The organism is Blautia sp. MCC283 (genome assembly GCF_018785565.1).
In the GTDB taxonomy this organism is placed as follows: Bacteria; Bacillota; Clostridia; order Lachnospirales; family Lachnospiraceae; genus Blautia_A.
Map to the genome: position 1 here is coordinate 40,260 of NZ_WQQB01000015.1, position 23,479 is coordinate 63,738.

Here is a 23,479-nt window from a genome sequence, read left to right on the forward strand (position 1 = left end):
ATTCGCAATCCACATTCGGTTAAAAAAGAGGACTGACCTTTCGGCCGTCCTCTCTTAGTATGTAACGTATGATTTATTTCAGTCTTGTATTTTTTTGTTGCTGTGCCAATTCCTTCATTTCTCTCGCATTTCCAAGAACAGCCGGCGTGATCTCTGCGCCGCCCAGGAGTCTTGCAAGCTCTCGGACGGATTCCTCTCCTTCAAGAGGATGGATCTGAGTGATGGTCTCTGTTCCCTCCACATGTTTCTCAATCTCAAAATGGGTATCTGCCATTGCCGCGATCTGCGGAAGATGGGTGATACAAAGCACCTGTCTGTGCTGTCCGATCACTGCCATTTTTTCGGATACTTTCTGCGCGGTACGGCCGCTGATTCCTGTATCGATCTCATCGAAGATCAGCGTATCGATCTGGTCCTTATCTGCAAGGATCGCTTTGATGGCAAGCATGATCCTGGAAAGCTCACCACCGGATACGATCTGCCCCAGCGGTTTTCTGCTTTCACCTGGGTTTGTGGAAATCTCATATTCTACCGCATCATAACCATTATCTGTATAATTTTTCCTGCGGTCAAAACGGATAGAAAAATCCACATCCGCAAAATTCAGCTCCTTCAATCCATCGATGATTTTTTCATCCAGCTGTTTACTGTATTCTTTCCGGATTTCTGAAAGTTCATGCGAAGCTTCTTCAAGAATTTTTTCTGACTGTACAAGTTTTTCTTTCAGAAACTGGAAATTTTCTTCAAATTTTTGAAGTTTTTCCAGTTTTTCCTGCTGTTCTTTCTGATAAGACAAAATTTCCGGGATCGTCTGTCCGTATTTTGCCTTCAGGCTGTTGATCAGATCCAGACGTTTTTCTGTTTCAAAAAAAGTTTCTTCGTCAAAAGTAAGACTGTCCATATAAGAGGACAGATCCCGGCAGAAGTCGCTGAGAAGAGAATCGATTTCTCCGAGAGCTTCCTGCAAAGGCGCAAGTTCCTTATCGTAATCCACAATTCTTGAAAACTCTTTCAGAGCGTTTCCGGTCATGTCCGCAGCGCCCTGTTCATATCCGGTCATCCCATGGACCATCTGTGCGGTTTCCATGATCCTTCTGGCATTGCTCAATTTCCGGTATCGGTCTTCCAGCGTTTCGTCCTCGCCCGGAATAAGAGCTGCTTCTTCAATCTCATTGATCTCAAATTCCAGAAAGGCCTTTTCCCTGTTACGCTGTTCCTCATCCATATCCAGCGCTTTCAGCTGATCCATGCAGGCCCGATACTCCCGGTAAGCTTCCCGGACTTTCTCCCTGGCTGGAAGGATCCGTTCTTTTCCGTATACGTCCAGAATCGACAGCTGGCGATCCCCGTAAAGAAGGGACTGATGTTCATGCTGCCCGTGAATGTCCAGAAGGCAGGCTGCTGCTGCTTTCATCTGGCTGACTGTGCTTGTCTCTCCGTTGATTTTGTTGATACTTCTGCCATCCATGATCTTACGGGACATCAGCACCTGTCCGTCCTCCGGATAGATATCAAGCGCCGCAAGGGACTCTCTGGCTTTCGTGTTTTCAACCTGAAATAACAGCTCTACCAGGGCATGGGAAGCATTTTCGCGGATCATGCTTCTGGAAGTTTTTCCGCCCAGGATGAGCTGTATAGATCCTAACAGGATGGATTTTCCGGCTCCGGTTTCACCGGTTAAAATGTTTAATCCCGGTCCGAATTCCACCTCTGTTTCCTCTATCAGTGCAAGATTTTTTACATGCAGATGTACTAACATTGGTTTCCTTTCTGGTATAAAGTGTCTACATATTCTGTCATTTTATTTTCCACGGGATAAGATCCCGCCAAGCTTCTGTACTACTCCAGGCGCCTGCTCGGAAGTTTTTACCACACACATGATGGCATCATCTCCGGCAATGCACCCCAGAATCTCCGGCCATTTCATGGCATCAAGAGCTGCTGCTGCAGCCATGGCCATTCCGGGAATCGTTTTTACCACTACGATATTCTGTCCGATATTCATGGAGATCACTGCATCTTTCAGGACTCTGGAATATTTATCACTTAACATATCCGGTGTATGTTCTTCCAGGATCGCATATCTGGATTTTCCGTTGCTGCCTGCAACTTTTGTCATCTTCAGAGCCCGGATATCTCTGGATACGGTAGCCTGTGTAACCTTGAAACCGGCCTCATTCAGTCTTGCCGCAAGTTCTTCCTGTGTATCGATCTCGTACTGACGGATCAGTTCGATAATTTTTTCATGTCTTGCTACTTTCAAAATTGAACCTCCTGCATCAGCTGTTACTCATTTTCTGTCTCAGAACCTCCACAAAGCTCAGATGATTCAGCTTGAGGATCTTTGTCCTGACTGTGGCTTTCCGGATGACGATCCGGTCACCGGTGACCATGGATATCTGGGTATCCCCGTCAAAAGATGCCACCGCTTTCTCAATGGTATTATGTCTTCCCTCGCCGATCTCCACTGTAACCGCCTCTTCCCCGGAAAGAATGATACTTCGGGTATTCATAGTGTGGGGTGCAATGGGTGTCATGATCATCATACTGGCACTTGGAGAAACTACCGGGCCTCCTGCTGACAGGCTGTATCCGGTAGAACCGGTTGGCGTGGAGATGATGATTCCATCCGCATTGTAGGAATTCATATATGAATCATTGACATAATTCTTGAAACGGATCACACGGAGATGTCCCTCTCTTCCGATCACAATATCGTTTAACGCGATATCTTTTCCGATCAGTTCTTCTCCCCGATAGATCTTTCCCTCCAGCATCATCCGCTCTTCCAGCTCATAATCGTCAGTCAGAAGTCTGTCCAACGCCGGATATACGGAATTTTTGTCCACCTCTGCAAGAAATCCCAGAGTTCCCAGATTGATTCCGAGAAGAGGGATATCCAGATGTACCACGTCCCTTGCAGCCTGCAGAAGTGTTCCGTCTCCGCCCAGTACGATAATACACTGTGTATCCCCGGGGATTCCGTCCGGATCTGTATAATGATACGGTCCTTCCATTTTTTCGGTGATCTTCTGCACGTGGCACCTGGCACCATGTTCTTCCAGATAGTCGATGATCATATTGGAAAATGTCAGTTCCGGATCCTTGGCACTGTTTGGAATTATATAAAATCTGTCCATATTGCTTCAGTCCTTTCCAAACATCAGTCCAGCTGACCGTGGGCTTCCTTTACCACATCCTCTACGGATACCTCAAGACTCATAGGCACTTCGGTTCCTTCCGGATGTTTTTTGAGGTGAAGAAGATATTCAATATTTCCCTCCGGTCCTTTGATCGGGGAAAAGGAAAGATGACAGGGCTCCATGGAAATGCTCATGGCATAATCCCGTACCTTCTCAATGACTTCCTCATGGACTTTCGGATCACGGACAACGCCTTTTTTTCCGACTTTTTCTCTGCCTGCCTCAAACTGCGGTTTGATGAGACATACGATCTCTCCGTCTTCTGTGAGAAGATTTCTTACAGGAAGAAGAACTTTTGTCAGGGAGATGAAAGAAACATCGATGGAAGAAAATGCTGCCGGCCCTTCCAGATCTTCCGGTACCACATAACGGATGTTTGTCTTTTCCATGCATACAACTCTCGGATCATTCCGAAGTTTCCAGTCCAGCTGTCCGTATCCCACATCAATGGAATAGACTTTGACCGCTCCGTTCTGAAGCATACAATCTGTGAAACCGCCGGTGGATGCGCCTACATCCATACATACTTTATCATTCAGCGTTACGCCAAAATTTTTCATGGCTTTCTCCAGTTTCAGTCCGCCTCTGCTGACATAGGGAAGGGTTTTTCCTCTTACCTCCAGCTTGGCAGTTTCCGCAAACATAGAACCTGCCTTGTCCTCTTTCTGACCATTGACATATACTTCCCCGGCCATGATATAAGCTTTTGCTTTTTCCCTTGACGGTGCAAGTCCCTGTTCCACCATCATGATATCCAGTCTTTTTTTCATGTTATCCTCCAACAGCCCGGCTCTTTATGTGCCGGGCTGTAAAATGCCCTGCAAGTCCTTTTCCCTGCAAAGGCTGTCTCTTTTATTTTCTGTTATTCCCAATATCTTCCCAGCTCTGTTCTACAGCATCCAGGACTGCCTGTACATTCAAACCAGTTTTCATCCGCTGACTGTCCACAGTTCCGTGTTCAATAAAGTGATCCGGTATTGCCAGAGGAAGCACTCTAACTTCCGGATGACAGGCCTCCATATAAGCAGATACATGTTCTCCGAATCCACCGCTTTTTACATTCTCCTCCACAGTGACCAAAAGACTGTGGTTCTGTGAAAGCCGGTCAAGAAGGCTGGTATCCAGCGGCTTTACAAAACGTACATTGACAAATGTAGATCTTGCGATTCCGTGATCTCTTATCTCCCTACAGACTTTCTGACAGACAGAAACCATACTTCCGACACCGAGAACAGCGATCTCACTGCCCGGAGTGATCACTTCGCTTCTGCCCCTCTTAAGTGGTTCATCATGCTCTTCCATATCTGTACATGCCGTTCCCTTCGGATAACGGATCGCACAGGGACCATCCAGCTCTTCTACTGCAAATTTCAGCATCTCTTCTAGTTCTTTCCCATTCTTGGGAGCCATAACAGTCATATTGGGAATCATAGACAGATAGGAAAGGTCAAAGCATCCATGATGTGTTTCTCCGTCCGCCCCCACAAAGCCTGCCCTGTCAATAGCAAAGATCACATGAAGGTTCTGCATGCATACATCGTGGAGGATCTGATCGATTCCTCTCTGCAAAAACGAAGAATAGACCGCAAAAACCGGGATCATTCCTCCAAGAGCCAGCCCTGCCGCAAAGGTTACCGCATGCTCTTCCGCAATCCCCACGTCAAAAAAACGCTCCGGGAATTTCTTCCGGAACCGGTTCAGTCCGGTCCCATCGGGCATGGCAGCCGTAATGGCAACTACTTTCCGGTTCTTCTCTGCCACAGAACATATTGCGCTGGAAAAACAGTCCGTATATGTCGGCGCCGTTTTTTCCGCAAGGGGTCTTCCACTTTTGACCTCAAAAGGACCGGTTCCATGAAAACGCTCCGGGTGAGAAGATGCCGGGCCATAGCCTCTGCCCTTTTCCGTAAGGACATGGACAACCACCGGTCCCTCCACTCTTTTTGCCTCATTAAAAAGCTTCATCATCTGACGCATATTATGGCCGTCTACTGGCCCCAGATAAGTCAGACCCATATTTTCAAAAAGCATTCCGGGAATGATCAGCTGCTTAATACTGCTCTTGGTTTTGCGGACCGTATCCACCACGGCAGTTCCAACATGTGGAATTTTTTTGAGCGTTTTTGTCACGCCGATTTTCATTCCCGTGTAAGTCTCCGCTGTACGCAGGGCACTTAAATAGGTGGACATTCCTCCTACATTCTTGGAAATGGACATGTTGTTATCATTGATGATGATAATAAAATTCGTCTTCAGCTCAGCTGCATTGTTTAATGCTTCATATGCCATTCCGCCGGTAAGCGCACCATCTCCGATGACAGAAACCACATGGTGTTTCTCTCCCCGCAGATCTCTGGCACGGACATAACCAAGTCCTGCGGAAATGGAATTGGAACTGTGTCCGGTATCAAAAGAATCACAGTCACTTTCATTTCTCTTCGGGAAGCCACTTAAGCCTCCCTCTTTACGAAGATCCTTAAAGCCATCTTTCCTGCCTGTAAGAATCTTATGCGTATAAGCCTGATGTCCCACATCCCAGATCAGTTTATCCTGTGGAAAATCAAGCACATTATGCAGAGCAAGGGTCAGCTCCACCACACCCAGATTGGATGCCAGATGGCCGCCTGTCTCACTTACACTCTGGATCAAAAAGCTCCTGATTTCCTCGGCAAGGCGCGGAAAATCCTCCAATGAAACTTTATGAATATCATTTGGCTTTTTAATTTTTTCCAGAATCATTCGTATCCTTCCTTTATTCCTTCTATTTCCTGCGGCTGATAAGACTTTCCACAAGAAGATCCAGAAATTCGTTCTTCCTGTCAAGACTGTTTAAAAGCTCTACCGCATGTTCAGAAAGTTCTTTAACCTTGCCGGCTGCTGCCGGGGCTCCCATGAGGCTTACATAGGTAACCTTATTGTTCTTCTCATCACTGTGGATCGGTTTTCCCAGTTCCTCCTGGGTACTGGTCACATCAAGGATATCATCCTGGATCTGAAAAGCCAGCCCGATGTTCTCTGCAGCCTGCTCCACAACTTCAAGTTCTTCCTCCGATGCCCCTGCCAGCACGGCGCCGGTCATCATAGAAGCCTCGATCAGTGCGGAGGTCTTGTTCTTGTAAATATAATCCAGCATCTCACGTTCCAGAGGTTTGCCGTCATTCTCCACATCCACACTCTGTCCTCCAAGCATACCGTTAATGCCTGTCTTATCTGCCATGATCCGCATGGCAGCTATCACACGTTCTTTATCTTCAGTCAGGTCGAAAGCGGAAATCATCACCTCATAGGCTCTGTTTAAAAGTGCCACGCCGCTTAAAACGCCCATGGCCTCTCCATATACCTTATGTGTAGTCAGCCTTCCCCTCCGGTAATCATCATTATCCAATGCCGGAAGATCATCGTGGATCAGCGAATGTGTATGGATCATCTCCATCGCCGCCATAAAGGTTTCACAGAGCACGCCCTCTCCTCCAAACAGACGATAGGTTTCCCGGATCAGGATCGGACGAAGTCTCTTTCCGCCTGCCGTCATACTGTAATTCATGGCCTCTGCCATGGTTTTCGCAAAACCGGATTCTTCCGGAAGATATTTCCGGATCACGCGTTCCGCTTCTTCTGTTCTTTTTTTCAGTTCTTCATTAAAATTCACGAAATGTCCCATCCTCATTCATCTGAAGCATCTTTTTTTCTACAGTGTCCAGTCTTCCGTTCAGATCCTTAAGAAGCTCCATTCCCTGTCTGTAGAGACGGAAAGACTCTTCCAGAGGGGTATCTTTATCCTCAAGCTTCCGGGCAAGCTGATCAAGCTCCCCAAAAGTTTCTTCTATGGATCTCTCTTCTTTCTTTTCTTCTGTCTCTGCCATTATCGCTCTTCCTTCCTGATGCGATCCGCAACTGCTTCTATAACTCCGTCGGTTACTGCAATGGAAATCCTGTCACCCTTTTTTATCTGGCTGATCTCTGTCACTGCATGTCCTCCTTCGTCGGACACGAAGGCATATCCTCCATTTAACTTTCTTAATGGGGAAAGCCCTTCAAAACGCTGGATCCATATTGCCAGTTCATGTCTTTTCTCTGTAAGCTTCTGTTCCATGAAAGAACGCAGACGTTCCTCCATATCTGATGCATACTGGCGTTTTTCCCGCAGCATGGACTCCGGACTCAGATACTGAAATCTGGTCTCATAGGACTTAAGTCTTGCAGAAAAAAGAGCTGTCTTACTGTTCATGGCACGCTGCAGACGATCTCCGTACATACGGAAATTCTCCAGGACACTGCGAAAATCATCTACTGCCAGCTCTGCTGCAGCTGATGGTGTAGGTGCCCGTAAGTCTGCCACAAAATCCGCAATGGTAAAATCCGTCTCATGTCCCACTGCCGAAATCACAGGTGTTCTGCACTCAAAAATAGCACGGGCCACGCTCTCCTCGTTAAAAGCCCAGAGATCTTCAATAGAGCCACCTCCACGGCCAACGATGATCACGTCCACCCCTGCTTCATCCAGCATCCGGATTCCCTTCACAATACTCTGTGCCGCTCCTTCTCCCTGCACAAGTGCCGGGTAGAGGATCACCTGCAGATACGGATTCCTTCTGCCTGCAATATTGCGGATATCCTGTACTGCCGCACCGGTAGGTGCTGTCACCACGCCAAGAGTATGGATAAAATGAGGAATAGGCTGCTTATATTCCTGGGCAAACATTCCCATATCCTCAAGCTCCTGTTTCAGTGCCAGATACCGCTCATAGAGAGCACCAGCGCCCTCCAGTGTGATTTCTTTCGCATAGAGCTGATAACGCCCGTCTCTCTCATATACGTCTACAGCACCACCTACAACTACCTTATCTCCGTCCTTCATGCGAAAAGCAAGGCCACGACGATGCCCCGCAAACATCACACAGCTTAATGTACCTGTTTCATCCTTCAGGGAAAAATAGATATGCCCGCTGGTATGATATTTACAATTGGATACTTCTCCCTTTACATAGACTTTGCGGAGAAAGTAATCCTGAGTAAACATATTCTTGACATAATGGTTTACCTGGCCGACAGAATAGACGTTTCTCATGCGTTCTCTTCTGGGGTTTCTGCTGCTTTCTCTTCTGTGTCAGCAGTCTCCTCCTCGTTTTTCTTCTCTTCCTTTTCGGATGCGATCTTTCCAAGGACTCCGTTTACAAAAGAACCGGAAGCATCTCCGCCAAATCTCTTGGCAAGTTCTACCGCTTCATTGATCGCTACTCCTGTCGGTACATCCTCATCATATTCCATCTCATATACTGCCAGACGAAGTGCCGCGAGATCCACACGGCTCATACGTTTGGTCTTCCAGCCACGGCTCGCACTGTTCAGCTGTGCATCGATCTCTTCCAGATGCTCCTTCACATGTGCATACTTCTTCTTCATATATTCCTGGTCCTGCTCTGAAAGTTCTCCAAGACCCTCAAAATAAAGAGAGAGCTGTTCTGTCATCTCTTCTTCTGAATTAAACTCTGTCATAAACATAAGTTTAAATACATGTTCTCTCTGTTCTCTTCTTCTCATAATTTCCTCCTAAGACGGAAAAAAGGAAAGGTTTACTTTCCTTTTTCGTTCTCCATATCCACGCTGGCAATATGAATATTTACATCTGCAACCTCAAGTCCTGTCATATTCTCGATAGCGGATTTCACTTTCTCCTGAACCTTCTTGCTTGTCTCAAGAATGTTTCTGCCATACTCGATATTCAGTGACAGATCCACGGTAACGACGCCTTCCAGAATGGTTACTCTCACACCCTTGGACAGGTTCTTCTTTCCAAGTTTACTTACCAGCTCATTGGTGATATTTCCTGCCATGGAAGCAACTCCATCCACGTCTGTTGCCGCAAGTCCTGCAACGATCGCAACAACCTCATCTGCAATGTGGACTTCACCGATTCCGCCCAGATCCTGTATCTTATATGTTGTTCTTTTTTCTGCCATGGGAAACCCTCCTACGGATATAATATTTTTGTTCGTAATTTTATACTATTATACCAAAAAATGTTATGAAATAAAAGGGCTTATTTACTGAATTCTGTCAGTACCAGATCCGGGTTTCTGTCCTCAACCATACCAACGCTCCATGCATTGACAAAGAGAAGCAGCGGATTTCCCTTAAGATCTGTGACTTTCTTCATATCTGAAGTTCCCACGATCTTGTCTACTTTCACAGCTTCCTTGTTGGCGATCCAGCGGATATGCTCATATGGAAGTGTTTCAAGGCGGATATCTACATTATACTCATTCTCCAGACGATATTTCAGGACATCAAACTGAAGGACACCTACAACGCCCACGATGATCTCTTCCATACCGGTATTAAACTCCTGGAATATCTGGATCGCACCTTCCTGAGCGATCTGGTTGATACCTTTTACAAACTGTTTTCTCTTCATGGTATCGATCTGACGTACACGTGCAAAATGCTCCGGTGCGAAAGTCGGGATTCCTTCAAAAGCAAATTTCTTTCCAGGCGTACAGATCGTATCTCCAATGGAAAAGATACCCGGATCAAAGACACCGATGATATCTCCTGCATAAGCCTCGTCCACAACATGGCGGGATTCCGCCATCATCTGCTGCGGCTGAAGAAGGCGCATTTTCTTGTCACCCTGAACATGATAAACTTCCTTGGTCGCGTCAAACTTGCCGGAACAGATCCTCATAAATGCGATACGGTCTCTGTGAGCCTTGTTCATATTTGCCTGGATCTTAAATACAAAGGCTGAAAAATCATCGCTCATCGGATCTATCGGTCCGCAGTCAGCAGTTCTCGGAAGCGGAGAGGTGGTCATCTTCAGGAAATGCTCCAGGAATGTCTCCACACCGAAGTTAGTAAGAGCGGAACCGAAAAATACCGGTGTCAGCTGTCCTTTGCTGACTTCTTCCTGGGAAAACTCCGCACTTGCGCCATCCAGAAGCTCAATTTCTTCCATCAGCTGCTCTTTCTGCTCCGGATCCATGATCTCATCTGCATGCGGATCATCAATATCGATCTCTTCGATCACACCTTCCTTGGTACCTTTTTGTGTATCGGAGAAGGTAAGGATCTTCTTTGTATTACGGTCAAAAACTCCTCGGAATTTCTTACCGGAACCAATCGGCCAGTTGATCGGACAAGTAGCAATACCAAGCTCTTTTTCGATCTCATCCAGAAGATCAAACGTATCATTTGCATCTCGGTCCATCTTATTGATAAAAGTAAAGATCGGGATGTGTCTCATAACACAGACTTTAAAAAGTTTACGTGTCTGTGCCTCAACACCTTTGGAACCATCGATGACCATGACTGCGGAATCCGCTGCCATCAGTGTACGGTAAGTATCCTCGGAGAAATCCTGATGTCCCGGTGTATCCAGAATGTTGATACAATATCCGTCATAATGGAACTGAAGTACGGAAGAGGTGACGGAAATACCTCGCTCCTTCTCGATCTCCATCCAGTCTGATACTGCATGGCGGGCCGTAGCCTTACCTTTTACGCTTCCGGCCAGATTGATGGCCCCTCCATACAGCAGAAATTTTTCTGTCAATGTTGTTTTACCGGCATCCGGATGGGAGATGATGGCAAAAGTTCTTCTTTTTTCTATTTCTTTCGTATACTTCGACACGTGAGCCTCCTGTATATTCTCTGATATCTCTATTTTACTATAACCTTACCTATTCTAGTATAGACAAGGCTTTGCTGTCAAGGCAATTCAGTCGTAAATTCCCTCTGTATCAATGGTAGGATCATTCTGAGCACCTGCTGCTGTCTCTTTGTCCTCTGATCCTGAATCTGCAGGATCACTTTCTGCTGATGCAGCGGTATCCTGCGCTTCATTGCCCTCACTCCCCGCTGTATCTTTTGTGTCTGTGGCATTTTCCGCACCTGCTGCGTCTGCTGCTGTATCCGGGGCATCTGATGTATTATCATCTGCCGCTTCTTTACTCTGGCTCAGAGGCGTGATCACAATACTCTCTGCTGCCACACCGGTTTTCCGTTTTACAATATCCTCGATCTGTGCACGTTTTACATCTTCAAGATCCGCATCCGGCACTACCACATCCGCAGTTTCTCCCGTCAGATTTACGATCACATTCTCAAAGCCCTTCGCTTCCAGAAGAAGTTCTGCTGCCGACTCTTTTTCTGTAAGATCTGTCATGGAAACCATGGTATTGATGGCATTCTGTTTTTCTTCATCGCTGATATCCTTATTGCTGATGATCGCCTGCAGGTCCGCCTTGTTCTGAGAGCGCACCTGTTCTCTGCTGATTTTCGCCTGCGCCGCAAAATCCGACGCACCGGTAAGTACGGCTTCGCCCGGAGATGCGGTATCCATCACCTCCGACTGGGTTGTGCCATCTGCCCCGTTCTCATCCAGAAGGGCTGTTTCATCGGTCAGGTCATAATTCACATCGTCCAGGATACTGCTGCTGTCGGTGCTTGCCTCCTTATCTTTAAATCCCAGATCCACATCTGCGAAATTCAGATACCCGGCCACCGCGATCAAAATGGCCAGCGAGGTGATGATTACCTGGTTTTTCTTCATGATCTTTTTCACTTCTACTCTCCTCATTTCATTTTCATTACTCTAATTTTATGGGCGTCAATCTGAAATAATGCCATAATTGCCTGCTGAATATTCTGAACTGTCACTGCGCTGCCCGCCCCCTGGGCAGCCACCAGCACGCCGGTCACTTCATTTTTGCTGCTTATGGAAAAACCATCCGTATTTCCTTCATCTCCGGTCATAATGATCACTTCCACCTCTCCGACTCCTTCCACGTTGGAAAGCAGTTCCTCCAGGCGGCTCTCCAGTCTTGTTTTTTCAGACACCTGGGTATTCGCATTCTTACTGCTTTTCTGGGTTACCGGAAGCCCTGCCACCAGCAGAAGTATCCCCAGAAGAAGTACGATTCCCCACTCCTTCCACCCCATCGCCAGGATCCAGGATCTGATACTGATCTTTTCCGAGTCCGCAGATCCTTTCACACCCATCTTGTACCGCCTCCTTCTGCTTTTCCGTGATCTTCTCAGAAAACCTTATGATCACCCGGAGATTTTTCTCCATATCCACTTCAATTTCCCCACAAAAAATCTTCTGTTCATTTAAGATCTCCTCCACCTGTTTTTTCAGCTCACTTTCGTAAGCTTCCTTCAGAAAGGTTTCCCGGATCCCCTGCGCTTCCGCTTCCATCCGCTCCTGTTCTTCCTGGCTGTAATTTTTCCGGAATCCCTCCAGAAGTTCCTGACTTTTTCCTACAACAGCAAAAACAGGCGTGCAGATAAGAAGTATCAGGAGAAGGCCCATGAACAGACGGACATACTGTTCATACCGTTTATCCGGCAGAATATGCAGGATTGCCGTAGTAAGCACATGAAAAAAAGCCAGATCTTTCATCCACTGATAGATTTCCTGCCGCATGATCAGATTCCCCCTGCCATCAATATCAGAAATGTCAACATACATAAAACTTCTGCTGTAAACAGGATCCGCATCAGAAGAGCGCACCCTTCTCCCATGGTACTGAATACTTCCACAAGCCGTTTATCAGACACCGGCTGTGCCACTGCCGCCAGAAACCTGTATACAAGAGCCAGCAGTCCGTAGCGGATCACGGGGCCGGCTCCGACCACCAGAAATACAAGAAGAAACACCACACCCAGACTGTTTCTTACAAGAACTGCTGTCGTAAGCACCAGTTCTGTCACTGCATTGACCGCATTACCTACCCCCGGAAGCGTACCGGCAGTTTTTCCGATGGCACTTCTTTTCAGAGAATCCATCACTGGAGTCACCAGTCCCCGCACTACCTGCAGTCCTGCAACAACCCCCAGCAGCGTCCGAAGGCCCCAGGAAATCAAAGTTTCGATCAGTTCTGCCATCTTTCCCAGCATCTCTTCCCTGGAAAGATGATTCACAAACTTAAGAAGTATATACAAGCTGACTCCAGGAAGCAAAACACTTTCCAGTATCCACTGAAACAGCCACACCAGAAGAAGTACTCCCTGATAAAAAACAGCAGCCGTAGATGCTCCGGATGCAGCAGCCACTGCCATAAAGTACACCGGCGACAGCTCTTTCATAAATTCCGTGATCCACCGCAGTATGGAAAGCAGTGATGCACTTAAGCCGGAAAAGCTGTTCATCAGCAAAGTAAAAACAAGAAGATACACAACATAAAAACTGATCTCACCGATCTGTCCGTTGTCAAAAGCACCTGCAAATCCGGAAAAAACTGCCGCGAATAAGAGAAGAAGCAGCAGTTTTACGATCAGGCTTTTTTCTTTTTCAAGGCTGGAAAAAAGGAGACTGTGCAGAAATTCCCGCACACTCTCCTCCGAAAGCACTTCTTCACCGGACAATAACCTGTGGAAAGCTTCTGTAACAGAAAAGCTGTTCTCACCAAGCATTTCATCCACCATGGACTGCAGATCTGTAAGTTCCAGCTGATCTGTGAGCTGTTTTTCCTGGGAATTGTCTATGGATGCAGAACCTTCTGAGTCTGCCTGTCGGACCGCATCCGCTTCTGTTGTTTCTCCTGATACCGGCTGTGCAAAAACACAAACACCATTTACACCAGTATCCATCCGCTCCGGCCACTGTATCAATCCCGTGCATATCATTACCAGGACCACGATCCTGGCTTTCCACCAGACCTTTGCTCTTCTTTTTTCTTCTGATCCCCTCTTCTGATCTGTTTCTTTTTTTTTCATACAAGAAATCCCTGTATCGTATCCAGAAGTGCCAGCAGTACCGGCATACTCAGAACCATCACAGACAATCTGCAAAACAGATCGATCTGTGCCCCTGTGGAAGCATACCCGGCATCTTTACATATACCAGATGAAAATTGTCCGATATAGGTAATTCCGATCATTTTTAACAAGGTAGTGATGTAACTTCCATCAACCGGAAGACATTCTTTCAGTTTTTCAAGAGACTGAAAAAGATATCCGATCTTTCCTGCCGCCAGGCCCAGGATCATCAGACCGATTCCCACAGTAATCAGACTTGTATATTCAGGAGCCCGTGATTTCAGAAGGATCCCCAGAAGAACACCCACTGTTCCCAAAATGGAAATTCTTAAAATATCCACGTTTTTTACCTCCTTTAAAGAACAAAAAGCTGCTGGATATTTTCAAAGAGTTCATAGATATACGGTACGATCCAGAACAGCACGATCAGAAGTCCTGAAAGACTTACGAGAAATGCCTGTTCTTCCCTTCCGCTGTGCTTCAGGATCTGAGAAAGAACAGAGACCAGAATCCCTACTGCCCCAATCTTAAATATGATACTGACCTCCAAAAACTCCCTCCTTTTTCTTCAATAAGCCCGTCCCATCTTCACTGTTCAGACAAAACCTCTATATCAAAAGCACCGCCAGAAGCAGTCCTCCCAGAATTCCCAGACTCCGGTACAATCTCTTTTTTACGGAGGCCTCTTCTTTTAACCGGGAAATCTCCTCTTCCAGGTTTTCCTCATATAGAGAAAGCTGTTTCATCTGCATTTCCAGATCCAGATAACCAAGATGCTCTCCCAAAGAAAAAAAAGCGTCCTTTTCCCCGGAGGTAAGGCAGCTTTTTTTCAGGGATGTTTCTGCACATTCCCTGCATATCTGTGAGAGCGTTTCTCCTGTTCCAGACTTCATCCTGTCTGCAGCACTTATGAGAAATTCCCTGTATTTTCCATCCATTCTTCCGGCAACTCCGTAAAAAGCATCCGGCAGAGACATATTTCCGCAACGGATCTCTCCTTTCAGGAAGATTCCCATCCGCAGCAGCATCTCAAGCGTATATATTCTCTCCGAAAGCTTCATACTTCCGGAAAATCCCATTCCGGTCCCTGCCGCCACGAGCAGAATGCATCCTACAATTCTGTACATAGGCATTTTCCGTTTCCATCATAAATTCCCTCTACAATTCCCGCACGGTCATGTTTTCCAAGAAAAATATATCTTTGAAAAACCCGCGCTTCCCACAACTTCTGAAAAAACGGCTGAGACAACGTTTCTTCCACAGAATCACCGTGAGCAGTGGCGATCAGACGACAGCCACAGTGGATCACCGCTTCCACTGCCTTGAAATCTTCTTCCTTTCCAAGCTCATCCACAGCAACCACAACCGGTGACATGGACCGGATCAGCATCTGCATGCCCTCTGCTTTCGGACAGCCGTCCAGGATGTCTGTCCGCATTCCAAGATCATTCTGCGGAATTCCCTGATAACATCCTGCAAGTTCACTTCGCTCATCTACCACCCCTACTGTCACACCGGAAATATCTCCCCAACCATTACTCATCTGGCGGATGATATCCCGAAGAAGCGTAGTCTTCCCACATCTGGGCGGGGAAACGATCAATGTGTGCATAATCTGCTCTCGTGTCTGGATATAAGGCATCACGCCTCCGGCACATCCCTGGATCTCATGAGCCAGCCGCACATTGATGCAGGAAATGTATTTCATTCCCCGGACCCGGTTTCCGTCCAGGATCACTTTTCCGGTAACTCCTACACGATGTCCGCCCTGTACACTCAAAAATCCCTGACGTATTTCGTCTTCATAAGCGTACAGAGAATAACCACTGACATATTCCAGTGTCTCCTTCAGATCCTCCCGTGTCACCAGATAAGGCTCTGTGTCTTTCTGCCGCAGAAAACATTCTCCCCCGTCATAGGTAAGAAACAGAGGTCTTCCCACCCGGAGACGTATCTCATATAATTTATCATAATCAAGGTCTGCATCCACCAACAGCTGGCGGACATTGCTGGCAAACAGGTTCTGAATCTGGTTTGCGTCCATTTTTTCACCTCTTACACTTAAATATATTGCGGACATGCAGGATTTAGTACCCTTTGTCTCCTTTGGAAAAAATCTGTTTTTCCTTTATTCTGACAGAAAAAAGAGGCTTTCTTCCTCATCGTAAGCCTCCATCTTCGGAAGGCTCAGCTTCAGTACCCGGTCCACAATATTTACGGAGGATGCACGGTATGCATAGGCACAGGATTCAAACATCACATAGAGATTGTCTCCCTCCACCACGATCTGTTCCAGGCGCTCCGGAAAGCGGTAGGTCCTGGCCGAATTTTCATTTACATACAGACGCTTGTCGGACTGTTCATAAAATACCAGTCTGGATGGCAGGATTCCAAAGGAATGAGAGATCAGCAGTTTGTCATTGTAAAAAGCGATTCCCTGGACCTGCTCCGATATGGTGGAATAATCCAGCGGAACTGCCATTTCAAAATCCATGCCCAGCTCCTCATCCATGGTATTGATCAGATTTCCATCTGCGTCAACTCCGTATCGTGCAATTACACTTTCGTTATATTTTTCAAAGCAGCCTACATACAGACACCCTTCGTAAAAAGTCATAAATGAATCCCTTACAATTCCATAAAGACTGACTGTCTGCAAAGTATCCACCGGCAGGTGACTGTCATCATAATCATAGGCTTCTATTGTATCCATTTTTATGCTTACTGCCTGTGCAATTCCGTTAATATTGGAAGAATACCACAGAATCTTATGTTCCGGATCGTAGGCAAGACCTCCCACATGAGGCTGTCCAGGCAGCACTACTTCTTTTATAAAGTTATGTTTCTCTTTATCGATCACATAGATGACCGAATTATGTTTCTGTGTGCTGCAGTAAGCACTGATCAGCACATAATCTTCGGTAACTGCCAGTCCCTGAGGAGTCATGGACGTGCACATGGCCGGTGTGGCACCTTTTTCCGTAAGCAGCGTCCTTGTATTTTTCAGTCCGGGAATGACATAAGTTCCATATTCTTTCTCTTTTTCTCTTCCGTCAAAGGCAAAATAGGAAAATGCCTCTTTCTGGGAAAGCATCTGTTTCTGGCCCCGCAGCGTATACACTGCAGCACCTCTGTTTGTCACCACAGCTTTTGTTGGCAGTTCTGTTTTTGCTCTGTATACAAATGCATATAAAAAATAACATATACACAGCACAAAAACAACTGCCAGGATCTTCAGAATAAAAATCCGGAAGCTGCGTTTCATCTCTTTGTTCATTTCATTTTCTCTATTCTGGTACAGTTTATCTCAGTATGATATCTTCGTATTCAAAGCGCAATTCCAGATCATCTTTTGACCAGACTGCGCCGCTGTATCCCGGTTCCATTTCCAGCATCATGTAATTTCCTTTGTCCATGGGAATCGTCCTTAAATCTCTGGACAATCCTTCTCCCGTCCATTTGATATAAGCTTCCCGCAATACCCACTGTGCAAAAAAAGCCTTCTCCATATCATCTGCTTCCAGGATCTCCCTCACCATATCTGCAGGTACCAGTCTCTCAAGGATCCTCTCATAATTAACCTTCTTATGGATCTGTATATCAATACCTACTTCTTCACCTGCAAATAAACACATCACATATTTTCCGGAATGTGAAATATTATAATGGATCTTTGGAAGAAGGGTAAAAAACGGTTTCCCATGTTCCCCCTTAGCCCTGGGTTCAAAGGCAAGTTTCCGGCCATATTCTCTTTCCAGCCCGATCTCCAGAAGCTTTTCCCCGATCATATGCTCCATGTTTTTGCCAGAATATTCGTCTCTTATCTTTGTGTAGTAAATGATCCCGTTCATAATCCTGCCTCCTCAAGGAACCGTGACGGCTCCCGTTCCTTCTCGTACTGCATTCTCACATAGCACAGACAAAGTTTCTTCTTTGCCCGCGTCATTCCAACGTAGAAAAGTCTCCGTTCTTCCTCAAGGTGCGCTTCCAGAACCGCTTTCCGGTAAGGCATACTGCCCTCATTGACATTCATAATATATACCCGGTCATACTCCAGGCCTTTTACAGCGTGAAGGGTAGATATCACACAGCCTTCCCTTTTCACGTCCTGTTTTTTCGCCTGTTCTTCCAGTTTTCTGGTATATTCATCCATATAGGCCAGCCAGTCTTCCAGCGTTTTCATTCCTCTGGCACTTTCGTGTATCCGGTTTAAGGTCTCCCAGAGCTCTTCTGGCTTTATTTTACGATACCTTGCGTATTCCTGCAAGTATTCTTCATATCCCATGCCGTTTCGGATAAAATTAATGGCTGCATAAGGGGCCATGGTTTTCAAGATCCGAAGATGTGTTTCCAGTGTTGTGATCCTGTCACACATCCAGTCCTTATCTTTATAAAATTCGGCAAGAGCCTTAAAATCTATGTTTTTTTCGGCAAGAGCCTCTCTGGCTATGTAGCGGTTAGGGCGGTTCATAATTTCCAGAAATGTACTTCTGCTCCGGTCCCCCTGTGCCATTTTCAGATAGGCGATCATATTTTTACAGATCCAGTGGCGGAACAGATTGGGCAGTTTCTCTTTCATGGTAAAAGGAACCCCATATTCCATCAATGCGGCAACCAGGCCTTCTGCCTCCTGATTGGTCCGGAAAAGAAAGGCGGTATCTTCAATATATTCCCCTTTTTCCATCCGGTCTTTCAGTATTCCCGCAGCTGTCATATACTCATCTCTTGGATTTTTAAATTCCTTTACCTCTACAGGTTCTCCTAGGTTATTGGGTGTAGAAAGTTTTTTTACATAACGGTTTTCGTTATGATCAATTACTTTCATAGCTGTGTTCAAAATATTTCCGCTGCACCGGTAATTAATATTCAGCAATACTGTTTCCGCATTTTTGAAATCTTCCGGAAAATTCAGCATAATCTCCGGACGTGCTCCACGGAAATGATAAATAGACTGGTCATCGTCTCCCACCACAAACAGATTATTTTCCGGAGCTGCCAGCATTTTTACAATATCATACTGAAGATGGTTGATATCCTGAAACTCATCCACCAGAATATACCGGAATTTTTTCTGCCATGCTGCCAGAATATCTTTTCTTTTACGCAAAAGCTCATAGCAGCTCAAAAGCATATCGTCAAAATCAAGCTTTCTTCTTTCATTCAGGACTTTCCGATACCCCTGAAAAATCTGCCGGAACACTTCATCCGGACAGCAGGAAGAATAGTAATGTTCCAGTGAAATTCTTCCCCCTTTGACAACACTGATCTCTTTTGCCACATCTTCCACAAAGTCCCCTTCCTGGGACTGTTCTGCGGCACAATTTACTGCCAGTTCCCTTAAGATCGCATACTTTTCCTCTTCAGAAAGAATGTTGCTTCCGTTGAGACCATATGCCTGTTTCAGGATTCCATAAAATACACCATGAAAAGTTCCAAATGTAACGCCTGTCCTCGAAACTCCGGTAAATTTCAGAAACCGTTCTTTCATTTCTACGGCTGCCGCCCTTGAAAAGGTCACAACAAGAACAGAGGAAGCCGGTATCTTCCCTTCATGGATCATATGTGCTGTTCTTTCTACTATGACGGAAGTTTTCCCCGAACCGGGGCCTGCCAGAACCATCATCGGTCCTGACAGGTGGGCGATCGCCCGTTTTTGAGATGGATTTCGTTTCATAACTGGATTATTGACTATGCACTTATTCGTGCTCAAGTTTTTCGATTGCTGCATGTACACGTTTCAGTGTCTCTTCCTTACCGATGATCTCCATGATCTCTGTTGCGCCGGCCGGCGTCATCTGCTTGCCGGATACTGCTGTACGCAGCGGCCACATTACATAACCGTTCTTATAGCCGTGCTCCTTTACAAAAGCACTTAAAGATGCATACAGCGGATCATTGGTATAATCCTCCTGTGCTTCCAGTACAGGAAGTACCTCCTTGAGAACTGCAAGGGAAGTCTCCTCTGTTGTTTTCATTTTTTTGTGGCGGTACATTGCACTGTCATATTCCGGAACTTTCTCAAAGAAGTCCACAAGCTCCGGGATATCCGGGAATACTTCAATTCTGGTCTGAACCATACCTGCGATCTTTTTAAGATCAAAGTCTTTCTTCAGAACTTCTTTCAGATACGGAAGTGCTCTCTCATAGAACGCATCCGGATCCATTTTTTTGATGTACTCACCATTCATCCATTTCAGCTTGGCAATATCAAAAACTGCCGGTGATTTGTTGATATGGTGGTAATCAAACGCTTCCACAAGTTCCGGAAGAGAGAAAATCTCACGGTTGTCTGCCGGGCTCCATCCAAGAAGCGCAACATAATTGATCACTGCCTCTGTAACAAAGCCCTGATCGATCAGATCCTCATAGGAAGAATGGCCGCATCTCTTGGAAAGTTTCTGATGTGTCTCATCTGTGATCAGCGGACAATGTACATAAACCGGGATCTCCCATCCGAATGCCTCGTAAATACGGTTGTACTTCGGAGAAGAGGAAAGATACTCATTACCTCTTACAACATGCGTAATCCCCATAAGATGGTCATCAATTACGTTTGCAAAATTGTATGTCGGATATCCATCAGATTTGATCAGGATCAGATCCTCCATCTCTTCATTGTTGACTGTGATATCACCGTAAATAACATCGTGGAAGGTTGTAGTTCCCTCTGTCGGCATATTGAAACGGATAACATGAGGTTCTCCCGCATCCAGACGACGCTGAACCTCTTCTTTGGAAAGGTGGAGACATCTCTTATCATAGATGGAGATCTCCTTGCCTGCAACTGTACGTTTCATACTCTCCAGTTCTTCCTTGCCGCAGAAGCAGTAGTATGCATCTCCCTGCTCAATAAGCTGTTTTGCATATTTCAGGTACATGCCTGTTGCCTGACGCTCACTCTGTACATACGGACCGAATCCGCCGTCTTTATCCGGTCCCTCATCATGGATAAGTCCGGTTTTCTCAAGGGTACGGTAAATAATATCTACAGCTCCCTCCACATAACGTTCCTGGTCTGTATCTTCAATACGAAGGATAAAATCTCCGCCTTCATGTTTTGTGATCAAATAAGCATAAAGAGCTGTTCTTAAGTTACCCACATGCATTCTTCCTGTAGGACTCGGTGCAAATCTTGTTCTGATCTTTGTCATTTCTTTTCTCCTCGTTTTGTTGTTTCTCATTATAGGTGATATTATATACCTAAAGCCTTCAAAATGTCCATAGGTTTTCCGACGGAATCCCCCGTCTTCCCTATACACAGAAAAATCCCCTGAGACACCATTGTCCCAGAGGATCTCTTAATTCCTGCTTATGCTTCCACACCTTTGTTTTTAAGATACTCGATTACATCTCCAACTGTATTCAGATCTGTAAGCTCCTCTGCCGGAATCTCAACATTGTACTCATCCTCAAGAGCCATAACCAGCTCAAAAAGATCCAGAGAATCTGCTCCGAGATCATCCTTGAAAGATGTCTCCGGTGTAATTATAGATGCCTCACAATTTAACTGCTCTGCAAGCATTTCTTTCATTTTTTCTAACATGTCTTAATTTCTCCTTTAATCGTTACAGATCGAATCTGTTTCCTCTTTTTGAGCCAAGTATATAGTCTGCAAAAACAGTTGTCAAGAGGATTTTCCCAAAAAATGGCTCCAGAGCAAAAATATTTTGATTTTAAAACTATTTTACTCTTGAAATTTTATCTGACGGGCCACACTGAGGGCAATTGCCATCTCTGACATCAGGAATACAATAGAGGTTCCTCCATAGCTGATAAAGGGCAATGTAACACCTGTATTCGGCATCAGATTCAGTACAACGGCAATGTTCAGGATTACCTGCAGCGCAATATGTATAAAAATTCCCGTGACGATCAGAGAGCCGAACAGATCCGGAGCATTCTGTGCAATAAAGAACAATCTGTACAGAAGATACCCGAACAGGATCAGTACAAAAATGCCTCCGAAAACTCCGAGTTCTTCACAGATAATGGAAAAAATCATATCGTTCTGAGCCTCAGGAACACTTCCCAGTTTCTGGATACTGTTTCCAAGTCCCCGTCCGAAAAAGCCCCCGGAACCGATGGCATACAGCGCCTGTAACGTCTGGTATCCACCTTCATCAGAATATTTCTCAGGCTGCAGCCACACCAGCACTCGCATAACTCGGAAACTGTTACTGTCCTTGGTTGTTACAACCAGAAACAGCACACCGATTACGATCAGGACTATACCGACGATACCTATAATGATAAACGGACGTGTATCCGGATGTGCCACAAAAACCATTCCTACAGTAATGCCCAGAATGATCATGGCAGTACTTAAGTTATCGGTAAGCACATAAGCAGCCAGCGCAAGTCCTGCTCCCGGAAGTCCCAGGATCATACAGCTTTTCAGAGTTTTTACCTTTCGTCCCATCTTTCCGATCATATAGGCCATCATGATGATGACCGCAATCTTGGCTATTTCGGCAGGCTGAAAGTTGATCGGTCCGATATACAGCCATCTGGTTGCACCATGGGAAGAATGCCCCAGCGGAGTGCGGACCAGGCCCATAAGGATCAGTGAAGCCACATAAAGTGCGGTTGTAAAAGGAAGAAGGACATGATAATCCAGTATTTTTGAAATAAATAATGCTCCGATTAGACAGGCCGCACTGATCAGTGCCTGTTTCTTAAAATAAAACATATCATTGCCATAATTTACTTCCGCCATATAAGAACTGGTGCTGTACAGCATAACCAGTCCGAAACATACCAGAAGTACGATGACAGCGACAAGATTATAATCATAGTAATCTGATTTTGTATTCTGCTTTTTTAAATTGAGCAGAGGTTTTTTCATTTTATCACCATCGCTTTCTGTATCCGCGAAGAAATTTCTGATATCTAAAAAAGAAAGTAAAAAAAATTCCCGGAAAGCCGCATAAATGCTGTCTTTCCGGGACGTTCCATAAATGGACCTGAGGGGAATCGAACCCCTGTCCGAAAGCCTATCCCTTAAGGCATCTCCCATCACAGTCGCTGATTTAACATTCCCTCGGCAGCACGCCCACCGACAGGCTTACTGCTTCAGTAGCTTCATGATACATCTACCGGGGCAAAGCTTACCCGGCAAGGTTTCTCACATAGTCGACGCCAGATTCCCGATGTGTGAGTGCAACGGGGCTGACGAGCAGCTTAGGCTGCTAACGCTAACTTTTCGTCTGCGTTTATATTTAGTTCCCGGTTGGTACGCAGTCCAGGAGTCTGCGGATGGCTTCCCTAACTTCAAAGCCCCCGTCGAAACCAGTACAAGCCCTCAAAAGACTTCCGTGGCCGGATCATTTCCGGACATCTCTGGTGGACAGACGAACTTCTTGGTCAGTTATTTTTGACTGGGTTTAATTATACCAGAATGATTTTTTGTGTCAAGGTAATTTCTAAAAACGGACATAAAAAAACCCGCATAAGCGGGTTTTTTCATCATAAGCAGATATTCATAATCCGCATTCGCTACTTGTTCATAGCCAATC

General features: G+C 45.8%; 25 protein-coding genes and 1 other RNA gene. All 26 read right to left on the reverse strand.

All coding sequences use genetic code 11. The features are described from left to right. Positions 1-73: 73 nt before the first annotated feature. The 26 genes from recN to ssrA all read right to left on the reverse strand — a co-directional run bounded on the left by recN (position 74) and on the right by ssrA (position 23,265). A complete protein-coding gene (gene recN, locus GPK81_RS04420; protein WP_215706612.1) occupies positions 74-1,759 on the reverse strand; it encodes a DNA repair protein RecN in 1,686 nt (561 codons plus the stop codon). 42 nt (positions 1,760-1,801) lie between these two features. Further along, on the reverse strand, positions 1,802-2,263 hold the full coding sequence (argR, locus tag GPK81_RS04425; RefSeq protein ID WP_118071583.1) for an arginine repressor: 462 nt from the start codon (positions 2,261-2,263) through the stop codon (positions 1,802-1,804). A gap of 16 nt (positions 2,264-2,279) precedes the next feature. Next, positions 2,280-3,140 carry an NAD(+)/NADH kinase gene (locus GPK81_RS04430; protein WP_118071582.1) on the reverse strand — a complete coding sequence of 287 codons (861 nt, stop codon included), beginning with the start codon at positions 3,138-3,140 and terminating at the stop codon, positions 2,280-2,282. 23 nt (positions 3,141-3,163) lie between these two features. Then, positions 3,164-3,973 (reverse strand): TlyA family RNA methyltransferase, encoded by an 810-nt coding sequence (locus GPK81_RS04435; RefSeq protein WP_118071581.1) that lies wholly within the window; start codon positions 3,971-3,973, stop codon positions 3,164-3,166. An 82-nt stretch (positions 3,974-4,055) separates the two neighbouring features. Then, positions 4,056-5,942, reverse strand: a complete 1,887-nt coding sequence (dxs, locus tag GPK81_RS04440; RefSeq protein WP_178087514.1) for a 1-deoxy-D-xylulose-5-phosphate synthase — start codon at positions 5,940-5,942, stop codon at positions 4,056-4,058. Positions 5,943-5,964: 22 nt separating this feature from the next. Next, positions 5,965-6,852, reverse strand: coding sequence for a polyprenyl synthetase family protein (locus GPK81_RS04445; RefSeq protein ID WP_118071580.1), 888 nt, complete (start codon positions 6,850-6,852; stop codon positions 5,965-5,967). After that, positions 6,842-7,066, reverse strand: coding sequence for an exodeoxyribonuclease VII small subunit (xseB, locus tag GPK81_RS04450; RefSeq protein WP_021976830.1), 225 nt, complete (start codon positions 7,064-7,066; stop codon positions 6,842-6,844). The genes GPK81_RS04445 and xseB overlap by 11 nt, the downstream gene beginning before the upstream one ends. Then, positions 7,066-8,271 (reverse strand): exodeoxyribonuclease VII large subunit, encoded by a 1,206-nt coding sequence (xseA, locus tag GPK81_RS04455; RefSeq protein ID WP_021976829.1) that lies wholly within the window; start codon positions 8,269-8,271, stop codon positions 7,066-7,068. Before xseA ends, xseB begins: the two co-directional genes overlap by 1 nt. Beyond that, complete coding sequence (nusB, locus tag GPK81_RS04460; protein WP_021976828.1) at positions 8,268-8,744, reverse strand: transcription antitermination factor NusB; 477 nt, start codon at positions 8,742-8,744, stop codon at positions 8,268-8,270. Before nusB ends, xseA begins: the two co-directional genes overlap by 4 nt. Positions 8,745-8,776: 32 nt before the next feature. Further along, positions 8,777-9,163 carry an Asp23/Gls24 family envelope stress response protein gene (locus GPK81_RS04465; protein WP_015524453.1) on the reverse strand — a complete coding sequence of 129 codons (387 nt, stop codon included), beginning with the start codon at positions 9,161-9,163 and terminating at the stop codon, positions 8,777-8,779. An 80-nt stretch (positions 9,164-9,243) separates the two neighbouring features. After that, the gene (locus GPK81_RS04470) at positions 9,244-10,833 is read right to left on the reverse strand and encodes a peptide chain release factor 3 (RefSeq protein WP_021976827.1); all 1,590 of its coding nucleotides are present in this window, start codon (positions 10,831-10,833) and stop codon (positions 9,244-9,246) included. A gap of 87 nt (positions 10,834-10,920) precedes the next feature. Next, entirely contained in the window at positions 10,921-11,766 is an 846-nt protein-coding gene (locus GPK81_RS04475) for a SpoIIIAH-like family protein (protein ID WP_021976826.1), read from the reverse strand. Positions 11,767-11,777: 11 nt separating this feature from the next. After that, a complete protein-coding gene (locus tag GPK81_RS04480; RefSeq protein ID WP_021976825.1) occupies positions 11,778-12,092 on the reverse strand; it encodes a hypothetical protein in 315 nt (104 codons plus the stop codon). Beyond that, positions 12,058-12,675, reverse strand: a complete 618-nt coding sequence (locus GPK81_RS04485; RefSeq protein WP_118169900.1) for a stage III sporulation protein AF — start codon at positions 12,673-12,675, stop codon at positions 12,058-12,060. The genes GPK81_RS04480 and GPK81_RS04485 overlap by 35 nt, the downstream gene beginning before the upstream one ends. Further along, positions 12,633-13,922 (reverse strand): stage III sporulation protein AE, encoded by a 1,290-nt coding sequence (locus GPK81_RS04490; RefSeq protein WP_021976823.1) that lies wholly within the window; start codon positions 13,920-13,922, stop codon positions 12,633-12,635. Before GPK81_RS04490 ends, GPK81_RS04485 begins: the two co-directional genes overlap by 43 nt. Continuing rightward, complete coding sequence (locus GPK81_RS18270; protein WP_021976822.1) at positions 13,919-14,305, reverse strand: SpoIIIAC/SpoIIIAD family protein; 387 nt, start codon at positions 14,303-14,305, stop codon at positions 13,919-13,921. Before GPK81_RS18270 ends, GPK81_RS04490 begins: the two co-directional genes overlap by 4 nt. A 14-nt stretch (positions 14,306-14,319) precedes the next feature. Next, a complete protein-coding gene (spoIIIAC, locus tag GPK81_RS04500; RefSeq protein WP_021976821.1) occupies positions 14,320-14,514 on the reverse strand; it encodes a stage III sporulation protein AC in 195 nt (64 codons plus the stop codon). Between the two features lie 58 nt (positions 14,515-14,572). Beyond that, positions 14,573-15,091 (reverse strand): stage III sporulation protein AB, encoded by a 519-nt coding sequence (locus tag GPK81_RS04505; protein ID WP_021976820.1) that lies wholly within the window; start codon positions 15,089-15,091, stop codon positions 14,573-14,575. Next, entirely contained in the window at positions 15,076-16,008 is a 933-nt protein-coding gene (gene spoIIIAA, locus GPK81_RS04510; protein ID WP_021976819.1) for a stage III sporulation protein AA, read from the reverse strand. Before spoIIIAA ends, GPK81_RS04505 begins: the two co-directional genes overlap by 16 nt. An 84-nt stretch (positions 16,009-16,092) precedes the next feature. Then, a complete protein-coding gene (locus GPK81_RS04515) occupies positions 16,093-17,241 on the reverse strand; it encodes a YncE family protein (protein ID WP_021976818.1) in 1,149 nt (382 codons plus the stop codon). 25 nt (positions 17,242-17,266) lie between these two features. Beyond that, positions 17,267-17,815, reverse strand: coding sequence for a 4'-phosphopantetheinyl transferase family protein (locus GPK81_RS04520; RefSeq protein WP_118071578.1), 549 nt, complete (start codon positions 17,813-17,815; stop codon positions 17,267-17,269). Continuing rightward, complete coding sequence (locus GPK81_RS04525) at positions 17,812-19,638, reverse strand: ATP-dependent helicase (protein ID WP_118071577.1); 1,827 nt, start codon at positions 19,636-19,638, stop codon at positions 17,812-17,814. Before GPK81_RS04525 ends, GPK81_RS04520 begins: the two co-directional genes overlap by 4 nt. Positions 19,639-19,660: 22 nt before the next feature. Then, a complete protein-coding gene (gltX, locus tag GPK81_RS04530; RefSeq protein ID WP_215706613.1) occupies positions 19,661-21,115 on the reverse strand; it encodes a glutamate--tRNA ligase in 1,455 nt (484 codons plus the stop codon). Between the two features lie 158 nt (positions 21,116-21,273). Beyond that, on the reverse strand, positions 21,274-21,507 hold the full coding sequence (acpP, locus tag GPK81_RS04535; RefSeq protein WP_021976814.1) for an acyl carrier protein: 234 nt from the start codon (positions 21,505-21,507) through the stop codon (positions 21,274-21,276). Between the two features lie 141 nt (positions 21,508-21,648). Then, on the reverse strand, positions 21,649-22,809 hold the full coding sequence (locus GPK81_RS04540) for an FtsW/RodA/SpoVE family cell cycle protein (RefSeq protein ID WP_021976813.1): 1,161 nt from the start codon (positions 22,807-22,809) through the stop codon (positions 21,649-21,651). 110 nt (positions 22,810-22,919) lie between these two features. Continuing rightward, positions 22,920-23,265: a transfer-messenger RNA gene (ssrA, locus tag GPK81_RS04545) on the reverse strand. Between the last annotated feature and the right edge of the window lie 214 nt (positions 23,266-23,479).

Coding starts and splice junctions, on each gene's coding strand:
- recN (WP_215706612.1), bottom strand. CDS start 1,759: ATGTTAGTACATCTGCATGTAAAAAATCTTGCACTGATAGAGGAAACA.
- GPK81_RS04430 (WP_118071582.1), bottom strand. CDS start 3,140: ATGGACAGATTTTATATAATTCCAAACAGTGCCAAGGATCCGGAACTG.
- GPK81_RS04435 (WP_118071581.1), bottom strand. CDS start 3,973: ATGAAAAAAAGACTGGATATCATGATGGTGGAACAGGGACTTGCACCG.
- dxs (WP_178087514.1), bottom strand. CDS start 5,942: ATGATTCTGGAAAAAATTAAAAAGCCAAATGATATTCATAAAGTTTCA.
- xseB (WP_021976830.1), bottom strand. CDS start 7,066: ATGGCAGAGACAGAAGAAAAGAAAGAAGAGAGATCCATAGAAGAAACT.
- xseA (WP_021976829.1), bottom strand. CDS start 8,271: ATGAGAAACGTCTATTCTGTCGGCCAGGTAAACCATTATGTCAAGAAT.
- nusB (WP_021976828.1), bottom strand. CDS start 8,744: ATGAGAAGAAGAGAACAGAGAGAACATGTATTTAAACTTATGTTTATG.
- GPK81_RS04465 (WP_015524453.1), bottom strand. CDS start 9,163: ATGGCAGAAAAAAGAACAACATATAAGATACAGGATCTGGGCGGAATC.
- GPK81_RS04485 (WP_118169900.1), bottom strand. CDS start 12,675: ATGTATGTTGACATTTCTGATATTGATGGCAGGGGGAATCTGATCATG.
- GPK81_RS04490 (WP_021976823.1), bottom strand. CDS start 13,922: ATGAAAAAAAAAGAAACAGATCAGAAGAGGGGATCAGAAGAAAAAAGA.
- GPK81_RS04505 (WP_021976820.1), bottom strand. CDS start 15,091: ATGTACAGAATTGTAGGATGCATTCTGCTCGTGGCGGCAGGGACCGGA.
- spoIIIAA (WP_021976819.1), bottom strand. CDS start 16,008: ATGGACGCAAACCAGATTCAGAACCTGTTTGCCAGCAATGTCCGCCAG.
- GPK81_RS04515 (WP_021976818.1), bottom strand. CDS start 17,241: ATGAACAAAGAGATGAAACGCAGCTTCCGGATTTTTATTCTGAAGATC.
- GPK81_RS04520 (WP_118071578.1), bottom strand. CDS start 17,815: ATGAACGGGATCATTTACTACACAAAGATAAGAGACGAATATTCTGGC.
- GPK81_RS04525 (WP_118071577.1), bottom strand. CDS start 19,638: ATGAAACGAAATCCATCTCAAAAACGGGCGATCGCCCACCTGTCAGGA.
- gltX (WP_215706613.1), bottom strand. CDS start 21,115: ATGACAAAGATCAGAACAAGATTTGCACCGAGTCCTACAGGAAGAATG.
- acpP (WP_021976814.1), bottom strand. CDS start 21,507: ATGTTAGAAAAAATGAAAGAAATGCTTGCAGAGCAGTTAAATTGTGAG.
- GPK81_RS04540 (WP_021976813.1), bottom strand. CDS start 22,809: ATGAAAAAACCTCTGCTCAATTTAAAAAAGCAGAATACAAAATCAGAT.